Annotated in this window: 13 protein-coding genes and 1 rRNA gene; 12 read left to right on the top strand and 2 right to left on the bottom strand. The window is 62.2% G+C overall.

All coding sequences use genetic code 11. The annotated features are described in order from the left end of the window. Nucleotides 1-345 precede the first annotated feature (345 nt). The 7 genes from ACTNAU_RS09435 (at nt 346) to ACTNAU_RS09405 (ending at nt 11,226) form a co-directional block, all read left to right on the top strand. Nucleotides 346-546 (top strand): hypothetical protein, encoded by a 201-nt coding sequence (locus ACTNAU_RS09435; RefSeq protein ID WP_441098263.1) that lies wholly within the window; start codon nt 346-348, stop codon nt 544-546. A 338-nt stretch (nt 547-884) separates the two neighbouring features. Further along, entirely contained in the window at nt 885-2,804 is a 1,920-nt protein-coding gene (gene glgB / locus ACTNAU_RS09430; protein WP_441098261.1) for a 1,4-alpha-glucan branching protein GlgB, read from the top strand. Between the two features lie 13 nt (nt 2,805-2,817). Continuing rightward, complete coding sequence (locus ACTNAU_RS09425) at nt 2,818-4,008, top strand: glucose-1-phosphate adenylyltransferase (RefSeq protein WP_185916006.1); 1,191 nt, start codon at nt 2,818-2,820, stop codon at nt 4,006-4,008. Between the two features lie 14 nt (nt 4,009-4,022). Then, entirely contained in the window at nt 4,023-5,150 is a 1,128-nt protein-coding gene (gene glgD / locus ACTNAU_RS09420) for a glucose-1-phosphate adenylyltransferase subunit GlgD (protein ID WP_185916005.1), read from the top strand. After that, a complete protein-coding gene (gene glgA, locus ACTNAU_RS09415) occupies nt 5,151-6,596 on the top strand; it encodes a glycogen synthase GlgA (protein WP_256136179.1) in 1,446 nt (481 codons plus the stop codon). A gap of 156 nt (nt 6,597-6,752) precedes the next feature. Further along, nucleotides 6,753-9,194: a glycogen/starch/alpha-glucan phosphorylase gene (locus ACTNAU_RS09410; protein WP_441098260.1), complete on the top strand. Its 2,442-nt coding sequence runs from the start codon at nt 6,753-6,755 to the stop codon at nt 9,192-9,194. Between the two features lie 13 nt (nt 9,195-9,207). Beyond that, on the top strand, nt 9,208-11,226 hold the full coding sequence (locus ACTNAU_RS09405) for an alpha-amylase family glycosyl hydrolase (RefSeq protein ID WP_441098258.1): 2,019 nt from the start codon (nt 9,208-9,210) through the stop codon (nt 11,224-11,226). Between the two features lie 420 nt (nt 11,227-11,646). On the opposite strand, the gene ACTNAU_RS09400 is transcribed toward ACTNAU_RS09405, so the two are convergent. Further along, the gene (locus ACTNAU_RS09400; protein WP_441098257.1) at nt 11,647-13,374 is read right to left on the bottom strand and encodes a phospho-sugar mutase; all 1,728 of its coding nucleotides are present in this window, start codon (nt 13,372-13,374) and stop codon (nt 11,647-11,649) included. Nucleotides 13,375-13,417: 43 nt separating this feature from the next. Further along, nucleotides 13,418-14,914, bottom strand: coding sequence for a 4-alpha-glucanotransferase (malQ, locus tag ACTNAU_RS09395; protein WP_441098256.1), 1,497 nt, complete (start codon nt 14,912-14,914; stop codon nt 13,418-13,420). A 288-nt stretch (nt 14,915-15,202) separates the two neighbouring features. Here malQ and rrf point away from each other — a divergent pair. The 5 genes from rrf to ACTNAU_RS09370 all read left to right on the top strand — a co-directional run bounded on the left by rrf (nt 15,203) and on the right by ACTNAU_RS09370 (nt 18,849). Further along, a 5S ribosomal RNA gene (rrf, locus tag ACTNAU_RS09390) occupies nt 15,203-15,319 on the top strand. 1,142 nt (nt 15,320-16,461) lie between these two features. Then, nucleotides 16,462-16,983, top strand: a complete 522-nt coding sequence (locus tag ACTNAU_RS09385) for an RNA polymerase sigma factor (protein ID WP_185915999.1) — start codon at nt 16,462-16,464, stop codon at nt 16,981-16,983. After that, nucleotides 16,970-17,419: a zf-HC2 domain-containing protein gene (locus ACTNAU_RS09380; RefSeq protein ID WP_441098255.1), complete on the top strand. Its 450-nt coding sequence runs from the start codon at nt 16,970-16,972 to the stop codon at nt 17,417-17,419. Before ACTNAU_RS09385 ends, ACTNAU_RS09380 begins: the two co-directional genes overlap by 14 nt. Continuing rightward, a complete protein-coding gene (locus ACTNAU_RS09375; protein ID WP_185915997.1) occupies nt 17,406-17,972 on the top strand; it encodes a hypothetical protein in 567 nt (188 codons plus the stop codon). Before ACTNAU_RS09380 ends, ACTNAU_RS09375 begins: the two co-directional genes overlap by 14 nt. After that, nucleotides 17,959-18,849: a hypothetical protein gene (locus ACTNAU_RS09370; RefSeq protein WP_441098254.1), complete on the top strand. Its 891-nt coding sequence runs from the start codon at nt 17,959-17,961 to the stop codon at nt 18,847-18,849. Before ACTNAU_RS09375 ends, ACTNAU_RS09370 begins: the two co-directional genes overlap by 14 nt. Nucleotides 18,850-18,875: the final 26 nt, after the last annotated feature.

Here is an 18,875-nt window from a genome sequence, read left to right as displayed (position 1 = left end):
TCGGCGAAGGGCAGCCGTTCCCCGCCGGGCAGGAAGGGGGAGAGGGGCCGCAGGCCGGAAAAGGGAGCGCTGTCCCCCTCCGTTGGGTGGGACAGAGATGAGGAGACCACCGGTCGACAGAGGGGCCGCCGTTCCCCGCCGGGCAGGAAGGGGGAGAAGGGGGCCGCAGGCCGGCAGCGGGAGCACTGTCTCCCTCCGTTGGGTGGGACAGAGATGGGGAGACCGCCAGTTGGCGGAGGGGCTGCCGTCCTCCCGCCGGGCGGGAAGGGGGAGAGGGGGCCGCAGGCCGGCAGCGGGAGCGCTGTCTCCCTCCGTTGGGTGGGACAGAGGTGAGGAGACCACCAGTTGGCGGAGGGGCCGCCGTTCCCCGCCGGGCGGGAAGGGGGAGAGGGAGACCTCCTCGCCGCCAGTGAAAGGGGAAAAGAGGGCGGTTTTTACAAAATTGCCCGGGAAAAAATAGCGGCCTTTACAGGCGAAATGGCAAAGCGCACGAAAAATGGAAAACATTTGCACCAAAACATAGAAAATAGGAGAGAAATCAAATAAACACTGTAAGGGGTAAATAAAATATGGTATACTAAAAATACAAATTATAGTTATATTGACAGAAAGATATAAAAATAAGGGCGTGCCACCATGAGAGCAAAAAAACGCAGCAACAGCGGCTTTTACAGACATCGAATGAAGAAAATGAAGATGGAGACAGAGCGGGCCATGGCGTGTGCCTTCCCACCGGCGTGTTTCGGGTGTGGTCGGGCCGCGCTGTTTTGCTTTTTTGAGGAGTTGACAAACTGCCTGATTTTTAGCAGGGCGGTTGTCGTATAGTGAGATGGGCGCCGCCCGCCTCCCGAGAGGGGCGGACGGCTGAAAGGGGGTTAACAGCCATGGAGGAAAAGGGCGGATTGGTCCCAGTGGACGACCTCTATCTCTTCAACACGGGAAAGGCGCAGAAGGCCTATTTGGCCTTTGGCTGCCACCATCTGCCGGAAAAGGGCTGCCACCGCTTCTGCGTGTGGGCCCCTGGCGCCGCCAGTGTTTCGGTGGTGGGGGACTTCAACGGCTGGGACGAGACCAGCCACCCCATGCAGCGGGGGGAGGGCGGCGTCTACACCGCCTTTGTGCAGGGCGCCAAGAACGGAGACAACTACAAGTACCTGGTGGAGGGGTGCGACGGGGTCAAGCGGTACAAGGCCGATCCCTTTGCCTTTTACAGCGAGCTGCGACCGGGCAACGCCTCCAAGGTCTGGAGTTTGGCGGGGTACAGCTGGCGCGACGGCACCTATCTGAAAAAGCGCCGCCGCAGAGACCCGCTTCGCCAGCCCATGGCTGTGTACGAAGTGCACCTGGGCTCCTGGCGGCGGGGGGAGGGCGGCGGCTTTCCCAACTACCGGGAGGTGGCCGACCAGCTGGCCCCCTACCTCAAGTCCATGGGCTTTACCCACCTGGAGCTGATGCCCATCACCGAGTACCCGCTGGACGAGTCGTGGGGCTACCAGGTGACGGGGTATTTCAGCCCCACCTCCCGCTACGGCACCCCCCAGGACCTGATGTACCTGGTGGACCGGATGCACCAGGAGGGCATCGGGGTGATCCTCGACTGGGTGCCCGCCCACTTCCCCAAGGACGCCCACGGCCTGGCCCGGTTTGACGGCACCTGCCTCTACGAGCACCAAAACCCCCTGCAGGGCGAGCAGCCCCAGTGGGGCACCCTCCTCTACAACTACGGCCGGCCGGAGGTGCAGAGCTTCCTCATCTCCTCGGCGAACTTCTTCTTGGAGGAGTACCACATCGACGGCCTGCGCATCGACGCGGTCAGCTCGATGCTCTATTTGGACTTTGGCAAACAGCCGGGCCAGTTCGTCCCCAACAGGGACGGGGGGAATGTCAACTACGAGGCGGTCGCTTTTTTGCAGGCGCTCAACCGCACCCTCCTCGCCCTGCACCCGGACGCGATGACCATTGCCGAGGAGTCCACCGCCTTCCCCCGGGTGACCGGGTCCCCGGAGGAAGGGGGGCTGGGATTTACCTTCAAGTGGAACATGGGCTTTATGCACGACACCCTGGACTATGTGGAGATGGACCCCCTCTTTCGCAGAGACCACCACGGGGAGATGACCTTCTCCATGACCTACGCCTTTTCAGAAAATTACCTGCTGCCCTACTCCCACGACGAGGTGGTGCACGGCAAGCGCTCGATGATCGACAAGTGCTTTGGCGACTACTGGCAGAAATTCGCCACCCTGCGCGCCCTCTACGCCTTTCAGTACGCCCACCCGGGCAAAAAGCTGCTCTTCATGGGGGACGAGTTTGCCCAGTTCATCGAGTGGGACTACGGCAAGGAGCTGGACTGGTTTTTGCACGAGTACGACTCCCACAGCGGGATGGCCCGCTTTGTCTCCCGGCTGGGCCGGGTCTACCAGAAATACCGCGCCCTCTACGAGATCGACGACAGCTGGGAGGGGTTCCAGTGGCTGAGCGTGAACGACAACCAGCGGAGTTGTCTGGCCTTCCTGCGGCGCTCCAAGCCCTGGAGGGGAAAGGTGCAGCAGGTTCTGTGCGCCTTCAACTTCACCCCGGTGGTGCGCAGCGAGTACCGGCTGGGAATGCCCTGCCAGGGCGTTTTGCGGGAGATCCTCTCCAGCGACGACCGGCGGTACGGCGGCAGCGACGTGCGAAACCGGGAGGAGATCCACACCATGTTTATTCCCTGCGGGGATTTCGCGGCCTCGGCGGAGATCACCTTGCCGCCCCTGGGCGCCGCATATTTTGAGTTTATACCGGACGAGGAAAACAAAGATATTTAGGAGGCATTGAGAGATGGTTGTGAAAAAACAGTGTGTGGCAATGTTGCTGGCCGGCGGGCAGGGGAGCCGTCTGGGCGCCCTGACCAAAAAGCGGGCCAAACCTGCCGTCCCCTACGGAGGCAAGTACAAAATCATCGACTTCCCCCTCTCCAACTGTGTCAATTCCGGCATTGACACGGTGGGGGTGTTGACCCAGTACGAGCCGCTGGAGCTCAACGAGTACATCGGCACCGGGGCCCCCTGGGACCTGGACGTGACCACCGGCGGCGCCCTGGTGCTGCCGCCCTACGTGTCCGGCCAGAAGGGGGAGTGGTACTCCGGCACCGCCAACGCCATCTACCAGAACATCCCCTTTATCGAGCGCTACGACCCCGACTACATACTGGTGCTCTCGGGCGACCACATCTACAAGATGGACTACTCGGACATGCTGGACTTCCACCGCAAGAAGGGCGCCGACGCCACCATCGCCGTCATCGAGGTGCCGATGGAGGAGGCCTCCCGCTTCGGCATCATGAACACCGACGAGGAGGGCAAGATCGTCGAGTTCGAGGAGAAGCCCCCGGTGCCCAAGTCCAACACCGCCTCCATGGGCATCTACATCTTCAACTGGAAGACCATCCGCAGCTACCTGATGCAGGACAACGACGACCCCCACTCGGACAACGACTTCGGCAAGAACATCATCCCCGCCATGCTGGCCGCGGGGGAGAAGCTTTACGCCTACGTCTTCAAGGGCTACTGGAAGGACGTGGGGACCATCGACAGCCTCTGGGAGTCGAACATGGAACTGCTCGACGACAGCCCCCAGCTGGACCTGCACGCCGACTGGTTCAAGATTTTCAGCCGCAACTACGCCCTGCCCCCCCACTACGTGGGCGAGAGCGGCAAGGTGGTCAACTCCATCATCGGCGACGGCTGTAAGATCTACGGCGAGGTGGTCAACTCGGTCATCTCCCCGGGCGTGGTCATCGGCCGGGGCAGCGTGGTCCGGGACAGCATCATCATGAAGGAGACCGAGATCGGCAAGAGCTGCACGGTGAACAAGTCGATCCTCGACGAGGAAGTGACCCTGGAGGACAACGTCTACATCGGCGGCGAGCAGAAGATCACGGTGGTGGGCACCGGGGTGTACGCCACCAAGGGCGCCATCATCTCGGAGGGCGACATGATCGAGCCCAACCGGGTTCTCAAACAGGATTAGGGGAGGACAAAACAATGCGCAAAGACGTATTCGGCCTGGTGTACGCAGGCGAGGAAAACATCAACTTGAGAGAGCTGGTCAACCTGCGCTCGGTCTCGGCCCTGCCGGTGGGCGGGCGGTACCGGGTCATCGACTTCACCCTCTCGAACATGGTCAATTCGGGCATCCGCAACATCGGCATCATCCCCAAGAAAAACTACCAGTCCCTCATCGACCACGTGGGTTCGGGCAAGGACTGGAACCTGGACCGCAAGACCGACGGGCTGTTCATCCTGCCCCCCTACGACACCTTTGAAAACACCGGCAGCTACAACGGGCTGGTGGACACCCTCAAGGGCGCGTCGGCCTACATCCGCCGGGCCCCCCAGAAGTACTGCCTGCTCACCGGCTCCTTCACCCTCTTCAACTGCGACTACTACGGGATGTTCGAGCGCCACATGGACACCGGGGCCGACATCACCATGCTCTACAACGAAGAGCCCACCTGCGCCGAGAAGGGGGCCCACTTCAAGGACCTGCGGCTGACCATGAACGACGACGGCCGGATCACCGACATGCAGTACCGCTCGGAGAAATCCAGCCAGAAAAAGGTGGGGATGGACGTCTACCTGGTCCGCAAGGACCTGTTGGAGTACCTGGTGGACGACGCCATGGCCCACGGCAAGTACAACTTCGTCACCGACGTGCTCATCAAAAACCTCAAACACCTGAAAATCTACGGCTACAAGCACAGCGGCTATGTCTCCCGCCTGAGCTCGGCCGCCTCCTACCAGCAGCTGAACATGGACTTTCTCAAACCCGAGGTGCAGGACGACCTCTTCTGCAAAGAGCGGCCGATCTACACCAAGGTCAAGGACGGGGCGCCGGCCAAATACGGCAGCGAGGCCCAGGTGAAAAACAGCCTCATCGGCTCGGGCTGCATCATCGAGGGCGAGGTGGAGAATTCGGTCCTCTTCCGCGGGGTCTATGTGGGCAAGGGCGCAAAAATCAAAAACAGCATTGTCATGCAGGACAGCCGGATCTACGAGAACACCTCGCTGGATCAGGTGATCGTGGATAAGCGGGTCAACGTGCGGCCGTACTCCAACCTGGTGGGCAGCCAGGAGTACCCCCTGATCATCCCGAAAGGAGCGGTGGTCTAGATGGCGGAAAAGCGGGTCAAAGTATTGCTGGCCGGGGCGGAATGCGCCCCCTTCGCCAAGATCGGCGGGCTGGCCGACGTGCTGGGCACCCTGCCGCAGGAACTCATCCGGCTGGGGATGGACGCGCGGGTCATCCTGCCCTTCCACAGCCAGATCAAGGCCAAGTACGCCGAGAAGACCGAGCACGTGGCGGACTTTCACATCGACCTGGGCTGGCGCAAGGACAAGTACGTGGGGGTCGAAAAGCTGGTCAAGGACAAGGTGACCTACTACTTCATCGACTCCAACGACTACTTCTCCGGCCCGGTCTACAAGGGCGGCATGGAGGAGGGCGAGCAGTACGCCTTCTTCAGCCGGGCAGTTTTGGAGTGCCTGGACAAGATCGGCTTTATGCCCGACTTGCTCCAGTGCAACGACTGGCACACCGCCGTTATCCCCATGCTCATCAAGACCCAGTACGAGGGCCGTCCCCAGGGGAAGATCAAGACAGTCTACACCATGCACAACCTGATGTACCAGGGCGTCTTCAGCTTTGGCACGGTGCAGGATTGGCTGAACATCGACAGCCGCTACTACCACCCCGACTACATGGAGCTCAACGGCTGCGCCAACTTCGTCAAGTCGGCCCTGGTGTTTGCCGACAAGCTCTCCACCGTCTCCCCCTCCTACGCCGAGGAGATCAAGACCCCCTACTACGCCTGCAACCTGGAGGGGATGCTCAACAAGCGCGCGGGCGACCTGGTGGGCATTGTCAACGGCATCGACATAAACGAGTGGGATCCCGCCACCGACCCCCACACCCCCTACCACTTTGACAAGAGCGACCTCACCGGCAAGCGCCAGAACAAAGAGGCCCTCTACCGGGAGCTGGGGCTCACCGTGCCGGTGGACACCCCCCTCATCGGGATGGTCTCGCGGATGACCGAACAAAAGGGTTTTGATTTGGTGATGCGGGTCTTCGACGAGATCATGGAGGATGACGTGGCCATTGTCCTGGTGGGGACCGGCGACTACAAGTACGAGCACTTCTTCTGGGAGATGGAGCGCAAGTACAAGGGCAGGGTCTGCTCCTATCTGGCCTACAGCAACGCGGTGGCACACCGGGTCTACGCGGCCAGCGACCTATTCCTCATGCCCTCCAAATTTGAGCCCTGCGGCATCTCGCAGATGATCGCCATGCGCTACGGCACCCTGCCGGTGGTGCGGGAGACCGGCGGCCTGCGGGACACCGTCTTCCCCTACGACGAGCAAAACGGCCAGGGCAACGGTTTCTCCTTTGCGAACTTTAACGCCCACGACATGCTTTACGTCATCCGCTATGCCCTGTCGGTGCTCGCCGACGAGGGCGCGCACCGGGAATTGGTAAATCACGCGCTGGATTGCGACAATTCCTTTGCAGTTTCGGCGGAAAAATACTATACTATGTTTATGGACGTTTTAAGGTAAGATCGCATACATGTGGAACATGAGACGCAATACTGAATTTTACTACCATCTACCATAGAAGGCTGCGCGGGTGAGGCTCTCCTGCCTCGCCCGCGCAGCTTGCCCTGCTTATCGGGGCGATGCCTGAAACGCAGTAACTTTTGCGGGAGGTACGAGATGAAATCGACCAAACAGACGCCCGAGGTGAAGGCCATCGCGGGCAAGCTCAAACGGCATTTCGGCAAGACCCTGGAGAACGCCACCAGAGAGGAGCTGTACAAGGCCAGCGCCATGTGCATCCGCGACGAGGTGGTGGACAAGTGGACCGCCGCCAACGCCGCAGTGGAGAAAAAGGGCCTGAAAAAGGTCTACTATATGTCCGCCGAATTCCTGATGGGACGGGCCTACATCAACAACCTTGTCAACCTGGGGCTGTTGGAGCGGTACAAGACCGCCTTTGAGAGCCTGGGGCTGGACATCGAGGAGGTCGCCTCGCAGGAGCGGGACGCCGGCCTCGGCAACGGCGGCCTGGGCCGCCTGGCCGCCTGTTTCCTGGAATCGCTGGCCACCCTTGACCTGCCGGCCATGGGCTGCGGCATCCGCTACGAGTACGGGCTGTTCAAGCAGCGCATCATCGACGGCGAGCAGGTGGAGATGGAGGACAACTGGCTGGAAGACGGCTGTGTCTGGGAGATCGAGCGCCCCGACGAAGAGGTGGAGGTCCACTTTGGCGGCGAGATCGTCGAGACCTGGACCGACCACAAGATGAAGGCCGAACACAAAAACTACTACACCGTGATGGCGGTGCCCTACGACATGCCGGTGGTGGGCTACAAGAGCAAGTGCCCGGCCACCCTGCGGCTCTGGAGCGCCCGGGCCAAAGACCGCTTTGACCTCAAGAGCTTCAACTCGGGCGACTACATGCAGGCCATGCAGGAGAGGGAGGCGGCCGAGGTCATCAGCAAGGTGCTCTACCCCGACGACAGCCACGAGCAGGGCAAACAGCTGCGCCTCAAACAGTTTTACTTCATGACCTCCGCCACCATGCAGAACCTGGTGCGCACCCACAAGGAGCGCCACGGCGACCTGCACAGCCTGCCCAACTACGTGGCGGTGCAGATCAACGACACCCACCCCACTCTGGCCATGCCGGAACTGATGCGCATCCTGATGGACGAGGAGAACTACACCTGGGAGGAGGCCTACAACATCGTCTCCCGGATGTTCAACTACACCAACCACACCATCATGGCGGAGGCCCTGGAGTGCTGGGAGGAGGGGATGTTCAAGGCCCTGCTGCCCCGCATCTACTCCATCGTGCAGGAGCTCAACCAGCGCTACTGCGAAAAGCTGAACCGCTACTACCCCGGGGACATGGACCGCATCAGCGACATGGCCATTGTGGCCTACGGCCAGATCCGGATGGCCAACCTCTGTGTGGCCGTCGCCCGCCGGGTCAACGGGGTGTCCCAGCTGCACGGGGCCATCCTCAAAAACGACCTCTTTGCCGACTCCTACAAAATCTACCCCCAGAAGTATCTGGCCATCACCAACGGCATCACCCACCGGCGCTGGCTGGCCGTGGCCAACCCGGCCCTGACCCAGCTGATGACCGAGACCATCGGCGACGGCTTCATCAAGGACTACCGCCAGTTTGACAAGCTGATGGAATACACCGAGGACGAGGCCTTTTTGGAGAAGTTCGCCGCCGTCAAGCAGCAAAACAAACAGCGGCTGGCCGACTACCTCTTGAAAAAGCAGGGGATCGAAGTCAACGTCAATTCGATCTTCGACGTGCAGGCCAAGCGGCTGCACGAGTACAAGCGGCAGCTGCTCAAGTGCCTGCACATCCTTTACCTCTACAACTCCCTGCAGCAAAACCCCGACGCGGTGACCACCCCCATCACCTTCTTCTTTGCCGCCAAGGCCGCCCCCGGGTACGCCCGGGCCAAGAGCATCATCCGCCTGATCAACACCATCGGCGAACTGGTGAATAACGACCCGGCCACCAAGGGCAAGCTGCAGGTGGTGTTCATCGAAAACTACGAGGTCTCCTCGGCCGAGGTGCTGATCCCCGCCACCGACATCAGCGAACAGCTCTCCACCGCCGGGTTGGAGGCGTCGGGCACCGGCAACATGAAGTTCATGATGAACGGCGCCGTGACCATCGGCACCATGGACGGGGCCAACGTGGAGATCTACGACCAGGTGGGGCCGGAGAACATCTACATCTTCGGGGCCAACGTCAAAGAGATCAAGACCATGCAGACCTACAAGACCTACCGCCCCGGCGAGTACTTTGAGAAAAACCTCGACGTGCGCGCCGCCCTGGACCGCCTCATCGACGGCACCCTGCCGGGGGTCTCGGCCCACCGCTTCTCCGACCTCTACCAGTCGCTGCTCTTCGGCGACTTCGACGGGGCCGACAAGTACTTTGTCCTCCACGACCTGCCCTCCTACATCGGCAAGTTCGCGCGGGCCTACAAAAAGTACTGTACCGACCCCAAAGGCTGGCAGAAGATGGCCGCTATCAACACCGCCAAGTCGGGGGTGTTCAGCAGCGACCGCACCATCACCGAGTACAACGACAAGATTTGGAAGCTGGAAAAACTGAAGTAAAGGCGGGACAGATATGAGTATCCCTTTGAAGCCGGGGGTGGCTGCCCGGCACCTGAGCCTGGACAGCCGCTACCGCAGCCCTCTGGGGGCCATGCCCACCGGGGGGACGGTGCAGCTCTGGCTGGAGATCACCGAGGGCCAGGTGGAGGAGGTCTCCCTCCGCGTCTACCGGGACGATTCGCCCCAGGACCTCCCCATGGCTCGGGAGAAGGACGGCCGCTACGCCACCGAATTGGCGGTGGGGGAGAAGCCCTGCGTGCTCTGGTACCAGTTCGTGCTCACCCTGCCGGGGGGGCGGCACCTCTATTGCGGGCTGCCCTTTGGGCAGATGGCGGGGACCGGCTCTGTCTACACCGAGCCGCCGGCCAGCTTTCAGCTGACCGTCTACGACCGGGACTTTGCGACCCCGGACTGGGTGAAGAAGGGGGTCATGTACCAGATTTTTCCCGACCGCTTCAAACAGGGGGACCCCCGCAACGCCAGCAAGGGTCGCCGCTACCACGAGAAGATGGGGCGGACGGTGCGGCTGCACGAGAGCTGGGACGAGCTGCCCGACTACCTGCCTGCCGAGGGGGAGGAGTTCTACACCCCCTGCGACTACTTCGGGGGCGACCTGAAGGGGATCGAGGAGTCCCTGCCCTACCTCAAGGAGATGGGGGTGACCGTCCTCTACCTAAACCCCATTGTGGAGGCCGACTCCAACCACCGCTACAACACCGGCGACTACAAGAAGGTGGACCCCCTGTTGGGGAGCAACGCCGCCTTCGCCAGCCTCTGTCTCAAGGCCAAGGAGTGCGGCATCCGCGTCCTCTGCGACGGGGTGTTCTCCCACACCGGCAGCGACAGCATCTACTTCAACAAGCTGCAAAACTACAACAATCTGGGCGCCTACCAGGGGGAGCAGTCCCCCTACTACCGGTGGTTCCACTTTTTCGGCGACCGGGAACACTACCGCAGCTGGTGGGGGTTTGACACTCTACCCGAGGTCAACGAGAGCGAACCCAGCTGGCAGGAGTACGTGATCACCGGCAAAGGCAGCGTCTTTGACTGCTGGCTGCGGCTGGGGGCCTCTGGTTTCCGGCTGGATGTGGCCGACGAGCTGCCCGACGAGGTCATTTCCCTGATGCGCAAAAAGGTCAAGTCCCGCAGCGAGGACAACCTGCTGCTGGGCGAGGTCTGGGAAGACGCCACCATCAAGGAGAGCTACGGCCACAAGCGCCAATACGCCCTGGGCCGGGGGCTTGACAGCGTGATGAACTACCCCTTTCGGGGGGCGGTCATCGACTACCTGCTGGAAAAATCCACCGCCTTTGAGCTGCGGGACTTCCTCTGTGCCCAGCAGGGCAACTACCCCAAACCCATGTACTACAGCCTGATGAACCTGCTCTCCTCCCACGACGTGGCCCGCATCCGCACGGTGCTGGGCACCGAGATCGACGGGGAGGGGATGGAGCGGCCCGACCAGGCCGCGTTCCTGCAGGGCATCGGCGACTACGAGGCAGCCCAGGGCAAAGGGCGCACCCGTCTGGCCATGGCGCTGCAGTTTGCCGTCCCCGGCATCCCCAGCACCTATTACGGCGACGAGTGGGGGATGCAGGGTCTCAAAGACCCCTTCAACCGGGCCCCCTTCTGCCCCAAAGGGGAGGAGGAGCTGCACCAGGTGGTGCAGCGGTTGGGCTCCCTGCGGGCCGCCACCCCCGCCCTGCAGACCGGCCACGCGGCCTTCTTCGCCCCCGCCCACGAGGTCATTGGGGTGTTGCGCTTCTGCCTGGACGGGCAGGACGCTTTTGGCGAGGCGGCCGAGGACGGCACCTACCTGGTCCTCTGCAACCGGGACGAGGTGGACCAGGAGCTGACCGTCGACCTGCGCCAGCCCTTCCCCGGGCTGGACGAGCCGGTTTTGGCGCGGCTGCGCGACGAGCCCTACGCGGTGGCGGAAAACGTCTGGAGCGGCGTCATCTTCCCGGTGGAAGAGGGGAAGGTCACCCTGACCCTGCCGGCAGAGGATTTTGCCGTCTACCGGGTGCGCTAGAGAAAGTCAGTGAGGGATAAACGAGCGGGAACAGCCCTGCAGGGCTGTTCCCGCTCGCTCTTTGTTTGGGGAGGAAAACAGGCTGTGAAAAAGGGGGAGGGCCCGGCGCTGTGATTGCGCCGGGCCCTCTTTATTCCCCGCGCCGGCAGAGCCGGGTTGGGGGGATAGGACTGCCAAAAATTGATTGGGGGTGAGAACGCTGTTCTCTTCTCACTGGCACCATCCTATCAGCTCTCGGTCACAGATTTGGTCACAAAACAGAAAAAACGAAAAAAATAGAAAAGATTTTTAACCGGGTTTGCCTTCTGCCGGGCTGGTCCTCCCCCGCGGGGAGAACGGGCTTCCAATACGGCGCAAAAGGGGAGGGCGCGCAGGTTTTAGCCGCGCGCCCTCCCCGCAAAGGCAGTCGATAGCAAGGGGCTATTTGGTCAGCTCATCCATCAGGGCGCTGACAGCTGTGACCAGCTTGTCAAACTTCTCGTCCGCCTCGGCCTGGGTCTTGCCGCTGGCCGAGAGATAGGCCTTCAGCTTGGGCTCGGTGCCCGAGGGGCGGAGGATGAAGCTGCCCCCGTCGATCTGGTAGCTGAGCACGTCCGATTGGGGCAGGGTGATGGCGCTCTCCTCGCCGGTGGCGCAGTTCACCTGTTTTTGCAGCAGGTAGTCGGCGTAGGCGGTGATGGGGTAACCGGCGATCTCCTTGGGGGCATTGGCGCGCACGGTTTTGACCGCTCCCTGGATCTTGGCGATCCCCTCTTTGCCGGCCAAGGTCTTGGAGAGGACCTTCTCGTCAAAATAGCCGTACTTTTCGTAGAGGGCGCAGAGGGCGTCGTAGAGGTTCATCCCCTTCTCGGCGTAGTAGCAGGCCATCTCGGTGGTGAGGGTGGCGGCGATGCAGGCGTCCTTGTCCCGCACAAAGGTGCCGCTGAGATAGCCGAAGCTCTCTTCAAAGCCAAAGAGGAAGGTCCCCTTGCCGGTGCGCTCGCTGAGCTTGATCTGCTCGGCGATAAACTTGAAGCCGGTGAGCACCCGGCGCAGCTCCACCCCGTAGCGGGCGGCGATGACATCGGCCATCTCGGTGGAGACGATGGACTTGACCACGAACTCGTCGCCCTTGCGGTCGCCGGTTTTCTGGGAGAGGATGTAGTCCAGCAGCAGCACCCCGATCTGGTTGCCGGTGAGCACCTGGAAGGAGCCGTCCTTCTGCCGCACGGCCACCCCCAGGCGGTCGCAGTCGGGGTCGGTGGCCAGCAGCATGTCGGCCCCCACCTGGTTGGCCAACTCGGTGGCCAGCACAAAGGCGGCGGGGTCCTCGGGGTTGGGGGCGCTCACGGTGGGGAATTTGGGGTCGGGCAGCTCCTGCTCCTTCACCACGTAGAGGTGCTGAAAGCCCAGCCGCCCCAGCACAGTGCGCACCGGGATGTTGCCGGTGCCGTGCAGCGGGGTGTAGACGATGTTGAGGGAATCCTTCTGGGCGTCGATGGCCGAGCGGTTGATGCAGACCGAGAGCACATCCTGGTAGTACTGCTCGTCGATCTCCTTGCCGATGAAGTGCAGCAGCCCCGCCTCCTCGGCGGCCTTCTGCTCCATGGGGGCGACCGAGAAGATGTCGGTGATCTTTTCAATGTAGCCGGTGACGGTGGCCGCGTCCTCCACGGCCAGCTGGCCGCCGTCCTCCCCGTAGACCTTGTAGCCGTTGTACTGGGGCGGGTTGTGGCTAGCGGTGATGACCACCCCGGCGATGCAGCCCAGCTTCAGCACCGCGTAGGAGAGCTGGGGAACCGAGTGCAGGCACTCGTAGAGGTAGACCTTGACGCCGTTTTGGCAGAGGACCAGGGCGGTCTCCAGGGCAAAGCGGTCGCTGTACAGCCGGGAGTCATAGGCGATGGCAACCCCCCGGTCGGCCCCGCCGATCTCGTTGATGTAGTCGGCCAGCCCCTTGGTGGCCTGGCGGACGGTGAAGATGTTCATCCGGTTGGTGCCAAGACCGATGGTGCCCCGCATGCCGGCGGTGCCAAATTCCAGCGGCTTGTAGAAGCTGTCCTCGCAGAGGGCGTCGTCAGCGCCGATCTGGGCCAGCTCCCCCTCGTATTCGGTGCCCTTCAGGGCGGCGCTCCAGGCCGCATAGGTGTCCTTGTAGCTCATGGTCATTTCCTTCCTTTCCCATTTGGTCTCAAAAGAGAGGTGTATTCCCTCAGCGGCCGGCGGGCAACCGCCCATACGCCGCTGTCTTTTGACAAAGTGACTCTGCCAGTTCGGGGCCCAGGGCCCCGGGGGTCAGCCGCCAGCACCAGTTGCCGCCGGTGGTGGAGGGGGTGTTCATCCGCGCCTCGCTCCCCAGTTCCAGCAGATCCTGCACCTGAAAGATGCAGAGATCGCAGACGCTGGCGAGGGCGGCCCGCAGAAAGGGGGCGCTGCACCCCTCTTCCAGCGAAAAGCCTAGGTAGTCGGCGGCGTACCGGCGGGTGTGTTCCCCCGCCTTTTCAAACCAGCCGGCCAGGGTGTCGTTGTCGTGGGTGCCGATGTAGACCACGCTGTTTGCCCGGTGATTGTGGGGGAGATAGGCGTTGTCGCTCCCCCCGTCAAAGGCGAATTGCAGCACCTTCATCCCTGGGAAGCCGGATGCCTCCAGCAGCTTGTGGACGTCAGGGGTCAGGTAGCCCAGATCCTCGGCAATCAGGGGCAGGTCGTCGCCCAGCGCCTTTTTCAGCGCCTGAAAGAAGGGGAGGCCCGGCCCGGTCTCCCAGTGGCCGCCCTGGGCGGTCTCGTCCCCAAAGGGGATGGCCCAAAAGCTGGAAAAGCCCCGGAAGTGGTCGATGCGCACCAGGTCACAGCACTGAAGCTGCAGTCCCAGCCGCTGGATCCACCAGCGGTAGCCCGAGCGCTTCATCCGCTCCCAGTCGTAGAGGGGGTTGCCCCAGAGCTGGCCGGTGGGGGAGAAGTAGTCGGGCGGGCAGCCGGCCACAAAGCGGGGCTGCCGCTCCTCGTCCAGCCAGAAGAGCTGGGGATTGGACCAGACGTCGGCTGAGTCCATGGACACGTAGAGGGGGATGTCGCCGATGATGCCCACCCCCTGGGCGGCGGCGTACTCCTTGAGGGCGGCCCACTGCTTGAAAAAGAGGTATTGCAGGTATTTGTGGTAGGCGATGTCATCCTTTAAAAGGGTGCGGTAGCGGCGCAGGGCGGCGGGCTCCCGCTGGCGGATGTCCTCCTCCCACTCCTGCCAGGGGCGGCCGTCGAAATGGCCCTTGAGGGCCATGAAGAGGGCGTAGTCCCCCAGCCAGTGGATGTGTTTGCGGCAAAAGGCGAGGAAGCCCGACTGATCGGTCTGCTTTTTGGCCCGCTGGTAGGCGGCGCGCAGCACCCCCTCCCGGTGCTGGTAGATGCGGCCGTAGTCCACCTGCTGGGGGTCGTCTCCCCAGTCGGGGGCCGCCGCCTCTTCTGGGCGGAGGAGACCCTCCTCCGCCAGGGTGTCCAGGTCGATGAAATAGGGGTTGCCGGCAAAGGCCGAAAAGGGCTGGTAGGGGGAGTCCCCGTAGCTGGTGGGGCCGATGGGCAGTACCTGCCACCACCGCTGCCCGCTGCGGTGCAAAAAGTCGACCCAATCCCGGGCCGCCCGCCCCAGGGTGCCGATGCCGTGGGGCGAGGGAAGGCTGGTGACAGGGCACAAAATGCCGCTGCTTCGTTCCATGAATACGCTCCTCAAAAGGCGCCGCCAATTGCAAAAAGAGCAGAGAAAACCCCGCTCATATAGGAATATGCCAAAAAACTTGGAATATATTTGTACGTGTTACATGAAAACACAAAAGGCGAGAACCGTTAATTTGTTTATTTTATTCTACGGCTTTTTCCCCTGCAAGTCAATATCTGGGAGGCATTTTCGGGGGCGCTAAGGGCGGGGGGAAGGAGCGACCAAAAAAGGGGAGATGTGGTTGACAAAGTAGGGGGAGATGTGGTATAGTAAATACCGTCAAAGACAGTCGGTGTTGATGGCGCGTAGGATCCACCCGTTCCCATCCCGAACACGGAAGTTAAGCTACGCAGCGCTGAAGATACTTGGCGGGAAGCTGCCTGGGAAAATAGGGCGATGCCGACACAAAAGCGGCCTGTGAAAGCAGGCCGCTTTTTTTGTTTTTCTCCCTCTTTCCCTTTTCCCCTTCCTGTACCTGTATTGTCCCCAGCGCGCGCTGGGGGCCGCGGCCTCATCTGTCAGGCGCAGGATTGCAGAGTGCGAGGGAAGTGCCGTCGCCAAACGCAATTGTGCGGGTTGAGCGATTTTGGTGGTGGGGGCGCCGTTCGCCGTTCGCTGTTCGCCCTGCCCATCTGTGGCGCTGTGTCCGCCCGGCGGGAGAGCTTCAAAAGGGGGGCGGCTGCTGGAAGAGCGAGGGAGATACGGCAAACCCGTCTGTCGGGGCTTTGAGTGGGGAAAAGAGCGCTGTTCTCCCCGGACAGGGCCTTCTCCCCTTTTTGATTGGGCCTGGCCCTTTCTGGCTAGATTTCGGCTTTTGTCTGGACCACTGTTTATCTCGGATTGGACCCCATTCTCCCAGCCAGGTTTGGGCACTTTTCGACCGGGCCTCGTTCTCTCATTTGAACTTTGGCCCTTTCTGGTTGAGGTCTCTCTTCTCCGGCAGGACCTCATATTCCCCAGTCGGCCTTTGCTCTCCTCGGTCAAACCTCTTACCTCTTCGGTTGAACGCTCGTTTCCCCAGCTAGAGGGATCGCCTTTTCCAGCTGGGCTTCGCCCATCTCGGCTGGGATCCGTCCCCTCTGGCCAGGCTTCGCCCCCTGTCTGGGCGTTCACCCTTCCTATTTAAAGTTTACCCTCTCTGGCAGGGATTCGCTTCCCCCAATCGGCTTTTTCCCTTTTCGGTCAACACTCGTGCATCTTCGGTTGAGTTTTTATTTCTCCGGCTGTGGGATTTGTCTTTCCTGGTGGTTTTTGGCCACCAGCTCTTCCCACTAGAGCCTTGTTTTCCCAATTGCCGTCCCCTCTCGTTTCCCCCCCGGCTAGCTTCTCCCCCTTTCCGACCGGTCCTCCAATTGCCGCTCCGGGAAGGGAGGGCGGGGGAACGCTTGTCAAAGCGGGAGGACCCGCGGCGGCGCGCTGCCATCCGACAGAAGCCCATTTTTAGGGATCCGCGCACAAAAAATAAAAAAATTTTGCGAAAGTTGAAGACAGGGGCGGCCCTCGATCGTTTTATAGACAGAGCCGCCTGAAAGGAGGGAATGCCAGGGATGCGGGAGAGCGAGTTTGAAGAGCTGATGAAGCAATACCAAAACCTGGTATTCACCGTCTGCTACCAGCTGGTGGAGGATTACCAGGAAGCGCAGAACCTGACCCAGGAGACCTTTTTGGCGGCCTATCGCTTTGTCGACAACTGCGAGGGCAAACATATCCGCCCCTGGCTCTGCCGGGTGGCGGCCAACAAGGCCAAGGACTTTTTAAAGAGCAGCTACCGCCGCCGCACCCAGCTCGACGGCGAGGGGGCGCTGGCCGCGGCGGTGGCCGACCCATCCCCGCCGCCGGATCAGCAGTACATAGAGCAGGAGTCGCGGGAGCGGGTGGCTGCCGCCATCGAGGGGCTGAAAGAGCCCTACCGCAGCGTGCTGGCCCTCTCCCTACTAGAGGAGAGGACCGCCACCGAGATCGCCGTCACCCTGGGCCGCCCCCTCAAAACGGTGCAGACCCAGCTGGCCAGAGGGCGAGAACGGCTGAAAAAACAACTGGAAGGGGAGAGGGAAGATGACGCTGTTTGACCGAGATGGACACCTGACCGGCCAGGCCCTTGCGGCCTTGCAGGCCGGCGGCCTGTCTGAAGAGAGCCGCCTTGAAGTGGCCGAGCACCTGGCCAGCTGCGACCGCTGTGTGGCCGCCTACAGTGCGCTGCTCTCCCCCGACGTGCTGCTGACCCCGCGGGAGCCGGTCGCCCCCCGGGTGATGGAGGCCCTGCGCCGGCGGGAGCGCCGCCTCCGGCTGCGCCAGTGGGGCACCATGGCAGTGGCCGCCTGTCTGGCCATTGTCTTTTGGGTGTCGGGGGTCTTTACCGGCAGCTTTTGGTCCCGCACCGAGGGGGAGGACACCCCCTCCCTGGCCCGGCAGACCGCGGCCTTTGTGGATCAGGTGAGCCAGAAGACCGGCGACCTGATGAACCGATTTGATTTGAGAGAGGTATTTCAAAATGAGAAAGAGTAAATTTTTGACCTTCTTCTGGTCCCTCCTCCCCGGCGCGGGACAGATGTATCTGGGGCTGATGCGCCGCGGCGTCTCGCTGATGGCCCTCTTCTTTGGAGCCATCGCCGTTGCGGGGTGGCTGAACATCGGGCTCTTCCTCTTTGCCATCCCGGTGATTTGGTTCTACGCCTTCTTCGACGCCATGAATCTGGGCAGCCTTCCCTACGACGCCCTGCAGTACCGCCGCGCCTGCGACGACTTCCTCTGGAAGCCCAGCGACATGGAGGGGTTGAAAAAGCGGCTGGGCGGCAAGACCCAGATTTGGGTCGGCCTGGGCTGCATCGCCTTGGGGCTGTATGTGCTGCTGGACAATCTGCTGATGCCCTACCTGCGGCGGGTCCTGGCCCACTCGGGGCTGTTCTGGGACGTTGTCAACAGCCTGCCCACCCTGGTGGTGGCGCTGGCGGTCATCGCCTTGGGGTTCTATCTGGTGATCGGCCGGAACAAGCGGGAGAAGGAGATCCCCTTTGTCCCCTACCAAGGAGAGGAGGAGAGCGAGCATGACGGAGAGTAACACCCCCCGCGACGAGCGCAGAGAGGGGCCCTTTGCCGCGGGCGCTCCCCGGCAGGAGGGGGCCGGCGATCCCCAGTCGGGCCCTGTGCCCGGCGGCCAGACCCCGCCTCCCAATGGCGGCCCCTGGCAGGGCCCGGGCGCGCCTGTGGGACAGGTGCCGGTCTACCCGGTCCCACCCCGCGACAAGCGGCGCCGGGTGGGCACCTTCAGCCTGGGGCTGGCCCTTATCTACGCCGGCGCCCTGGCCATCCTCAACCTGGTGATCCCCAATTTCCAGCTGTTGAGCGCCCTGCGCTGGGCGCCGCTGCTGCTGGTGGCCCTGGGGCTGGAAATCATCGCCTCCCACGTGATTTTGCGGGGAGAGCGGTTCAAGTACGACTTTCTCAGCGGCTTTCTCTGCCTCATGCTGACATTGGCAGGGGTGGGGGCGGCGGCCGCCACCCCCCTGCTGGATTACTACACCCCCCAGCGGGCGATGGCCGAGCGGCGGGTGGAGCGCCAGCTGGAAGACCAGCTGTACGAGCAGTTGAAGGGCGACACGCAGATTGCCGGGATGAGCGTCTGGGTGGACATCCGCGACCCCCAGGTGGGGGAGGAGTTTTCCGCCGGCGATCTGGGCGACCTGGACAGCGTGCACCTGGACCTGAGATTGCAGGGCGAGTTTGCCGACAAGCTGGCCTTTGCCACCGCCGTGCGGGGGATACTGGACCAACTGGACGCGCTGGGGGTGCGGATGGACCGGATCTCCTTTACCGCCGAGGGAAATCGGGTCGCCTACAGCTTACAGGTGCAGGATCAGTTCCAGCTGCACATGCGCACCGACTTGCTGGAAAAACAGGTCGTCGTCCACGGCGATCCCGTCGGCGAAGTCGACTAGCGACATTTATAGAGAAAAGCCCTCTG

The organism is Bittarella sp. HCP28S3_D9 (assembly GCF_052065655.1).
Classification (GTDB): Bacteria; Bacillota; Clostridia; order Oscillospirales; family Ruminococcaceae; genus Bittarella; species Bittarella massiliensis.
Note: the sequence above shows the minus strand (reverse complement) of the source record. Positions and strands in the feature narration are given on the sequence as shown.

Coding starts and splice junctions, on each gene's coding strand:
- glgB (WP_441098261.1), top strand. CDS start 885: ATGGAGGAAAAGGGCGGATTGGTCCCAGTGGACGACCTCTATCTCTTC.
- ACTNAU_RS09425 (WP_185916006.1), top strand. CDS start 2,818: ATGGTTGTGAAAAAACAGTGTGTGGCAATGTTGCTGGCCGGCGGGCAG.
- glgD (WP_185916005.1), top strand. CDS start 4,023: ATGCGCAAAGACGTATTCGGCCTGGTGTACGCAGGCGAGGAAAACATC.
- glgA (WP_256136179.1), top strand. CDS start 5,151: ATGGCGGAAAAGCGGGTCAAAGTATTGCTGGCCGGGGCGGAATGCGCC.
- ACTNAU_RS09410 (WP_441098260.1), top strand. CDS start 6,753: ATGAAATCGACCAAACAGACGCCCGAGGTGAAGGCCATCGCGGGCAAG.
- ACTNAU_RS09405 (WP_441098258.1), top strand. CDS start 9,208: ATGAGTATCCCTTTGAAGCCGGGGGTGGCTGCCCGGCACCTGAGCCTG.
- ACTNAU_RS09400 (WP_441098257.1), bottom strand. CDS start 13,374: ATGACCATGAGCTACAAGGACACCTATGCGGCCTGGAGCGCCGCCCTG.
- malQ (WP_441098256.1), bottom strand. CDS start 14,914: ATGGAACGAAGCAGCGGCATTTTGTGCCCTGTCACCAGCCTTCCCTCG.
- ACTNAU_RS09385 (WP_185915999.1), top strand. CDS start 16,462: ATGCGGGAGAGCGAGTTTGAAGAGCTGATGAAGCAATACCAAAACCTG.
- ACTNAU_RS09380 (WP_441098255.1), top strand. CDS start 16,970: ATGACGCTGTTTGACCGAGATGGACACCTGACCGGCCAGGCCCTTGCG.
- ACTNAU_RS09375 (WP_185915997.1), top strand. CDS start 17,406: ATGAGAAAGAGTAAATTTTTGACCTTCTTCTGGTCCCTCCTCCCCGGC.
- ACTNAU_RS09370 (WP_441098254.1), top strand. CDS start 17,959: ATGACGGAGAGTAACACCCCCCGCGACGAGCGCAGAGAGGGGCCCTTT.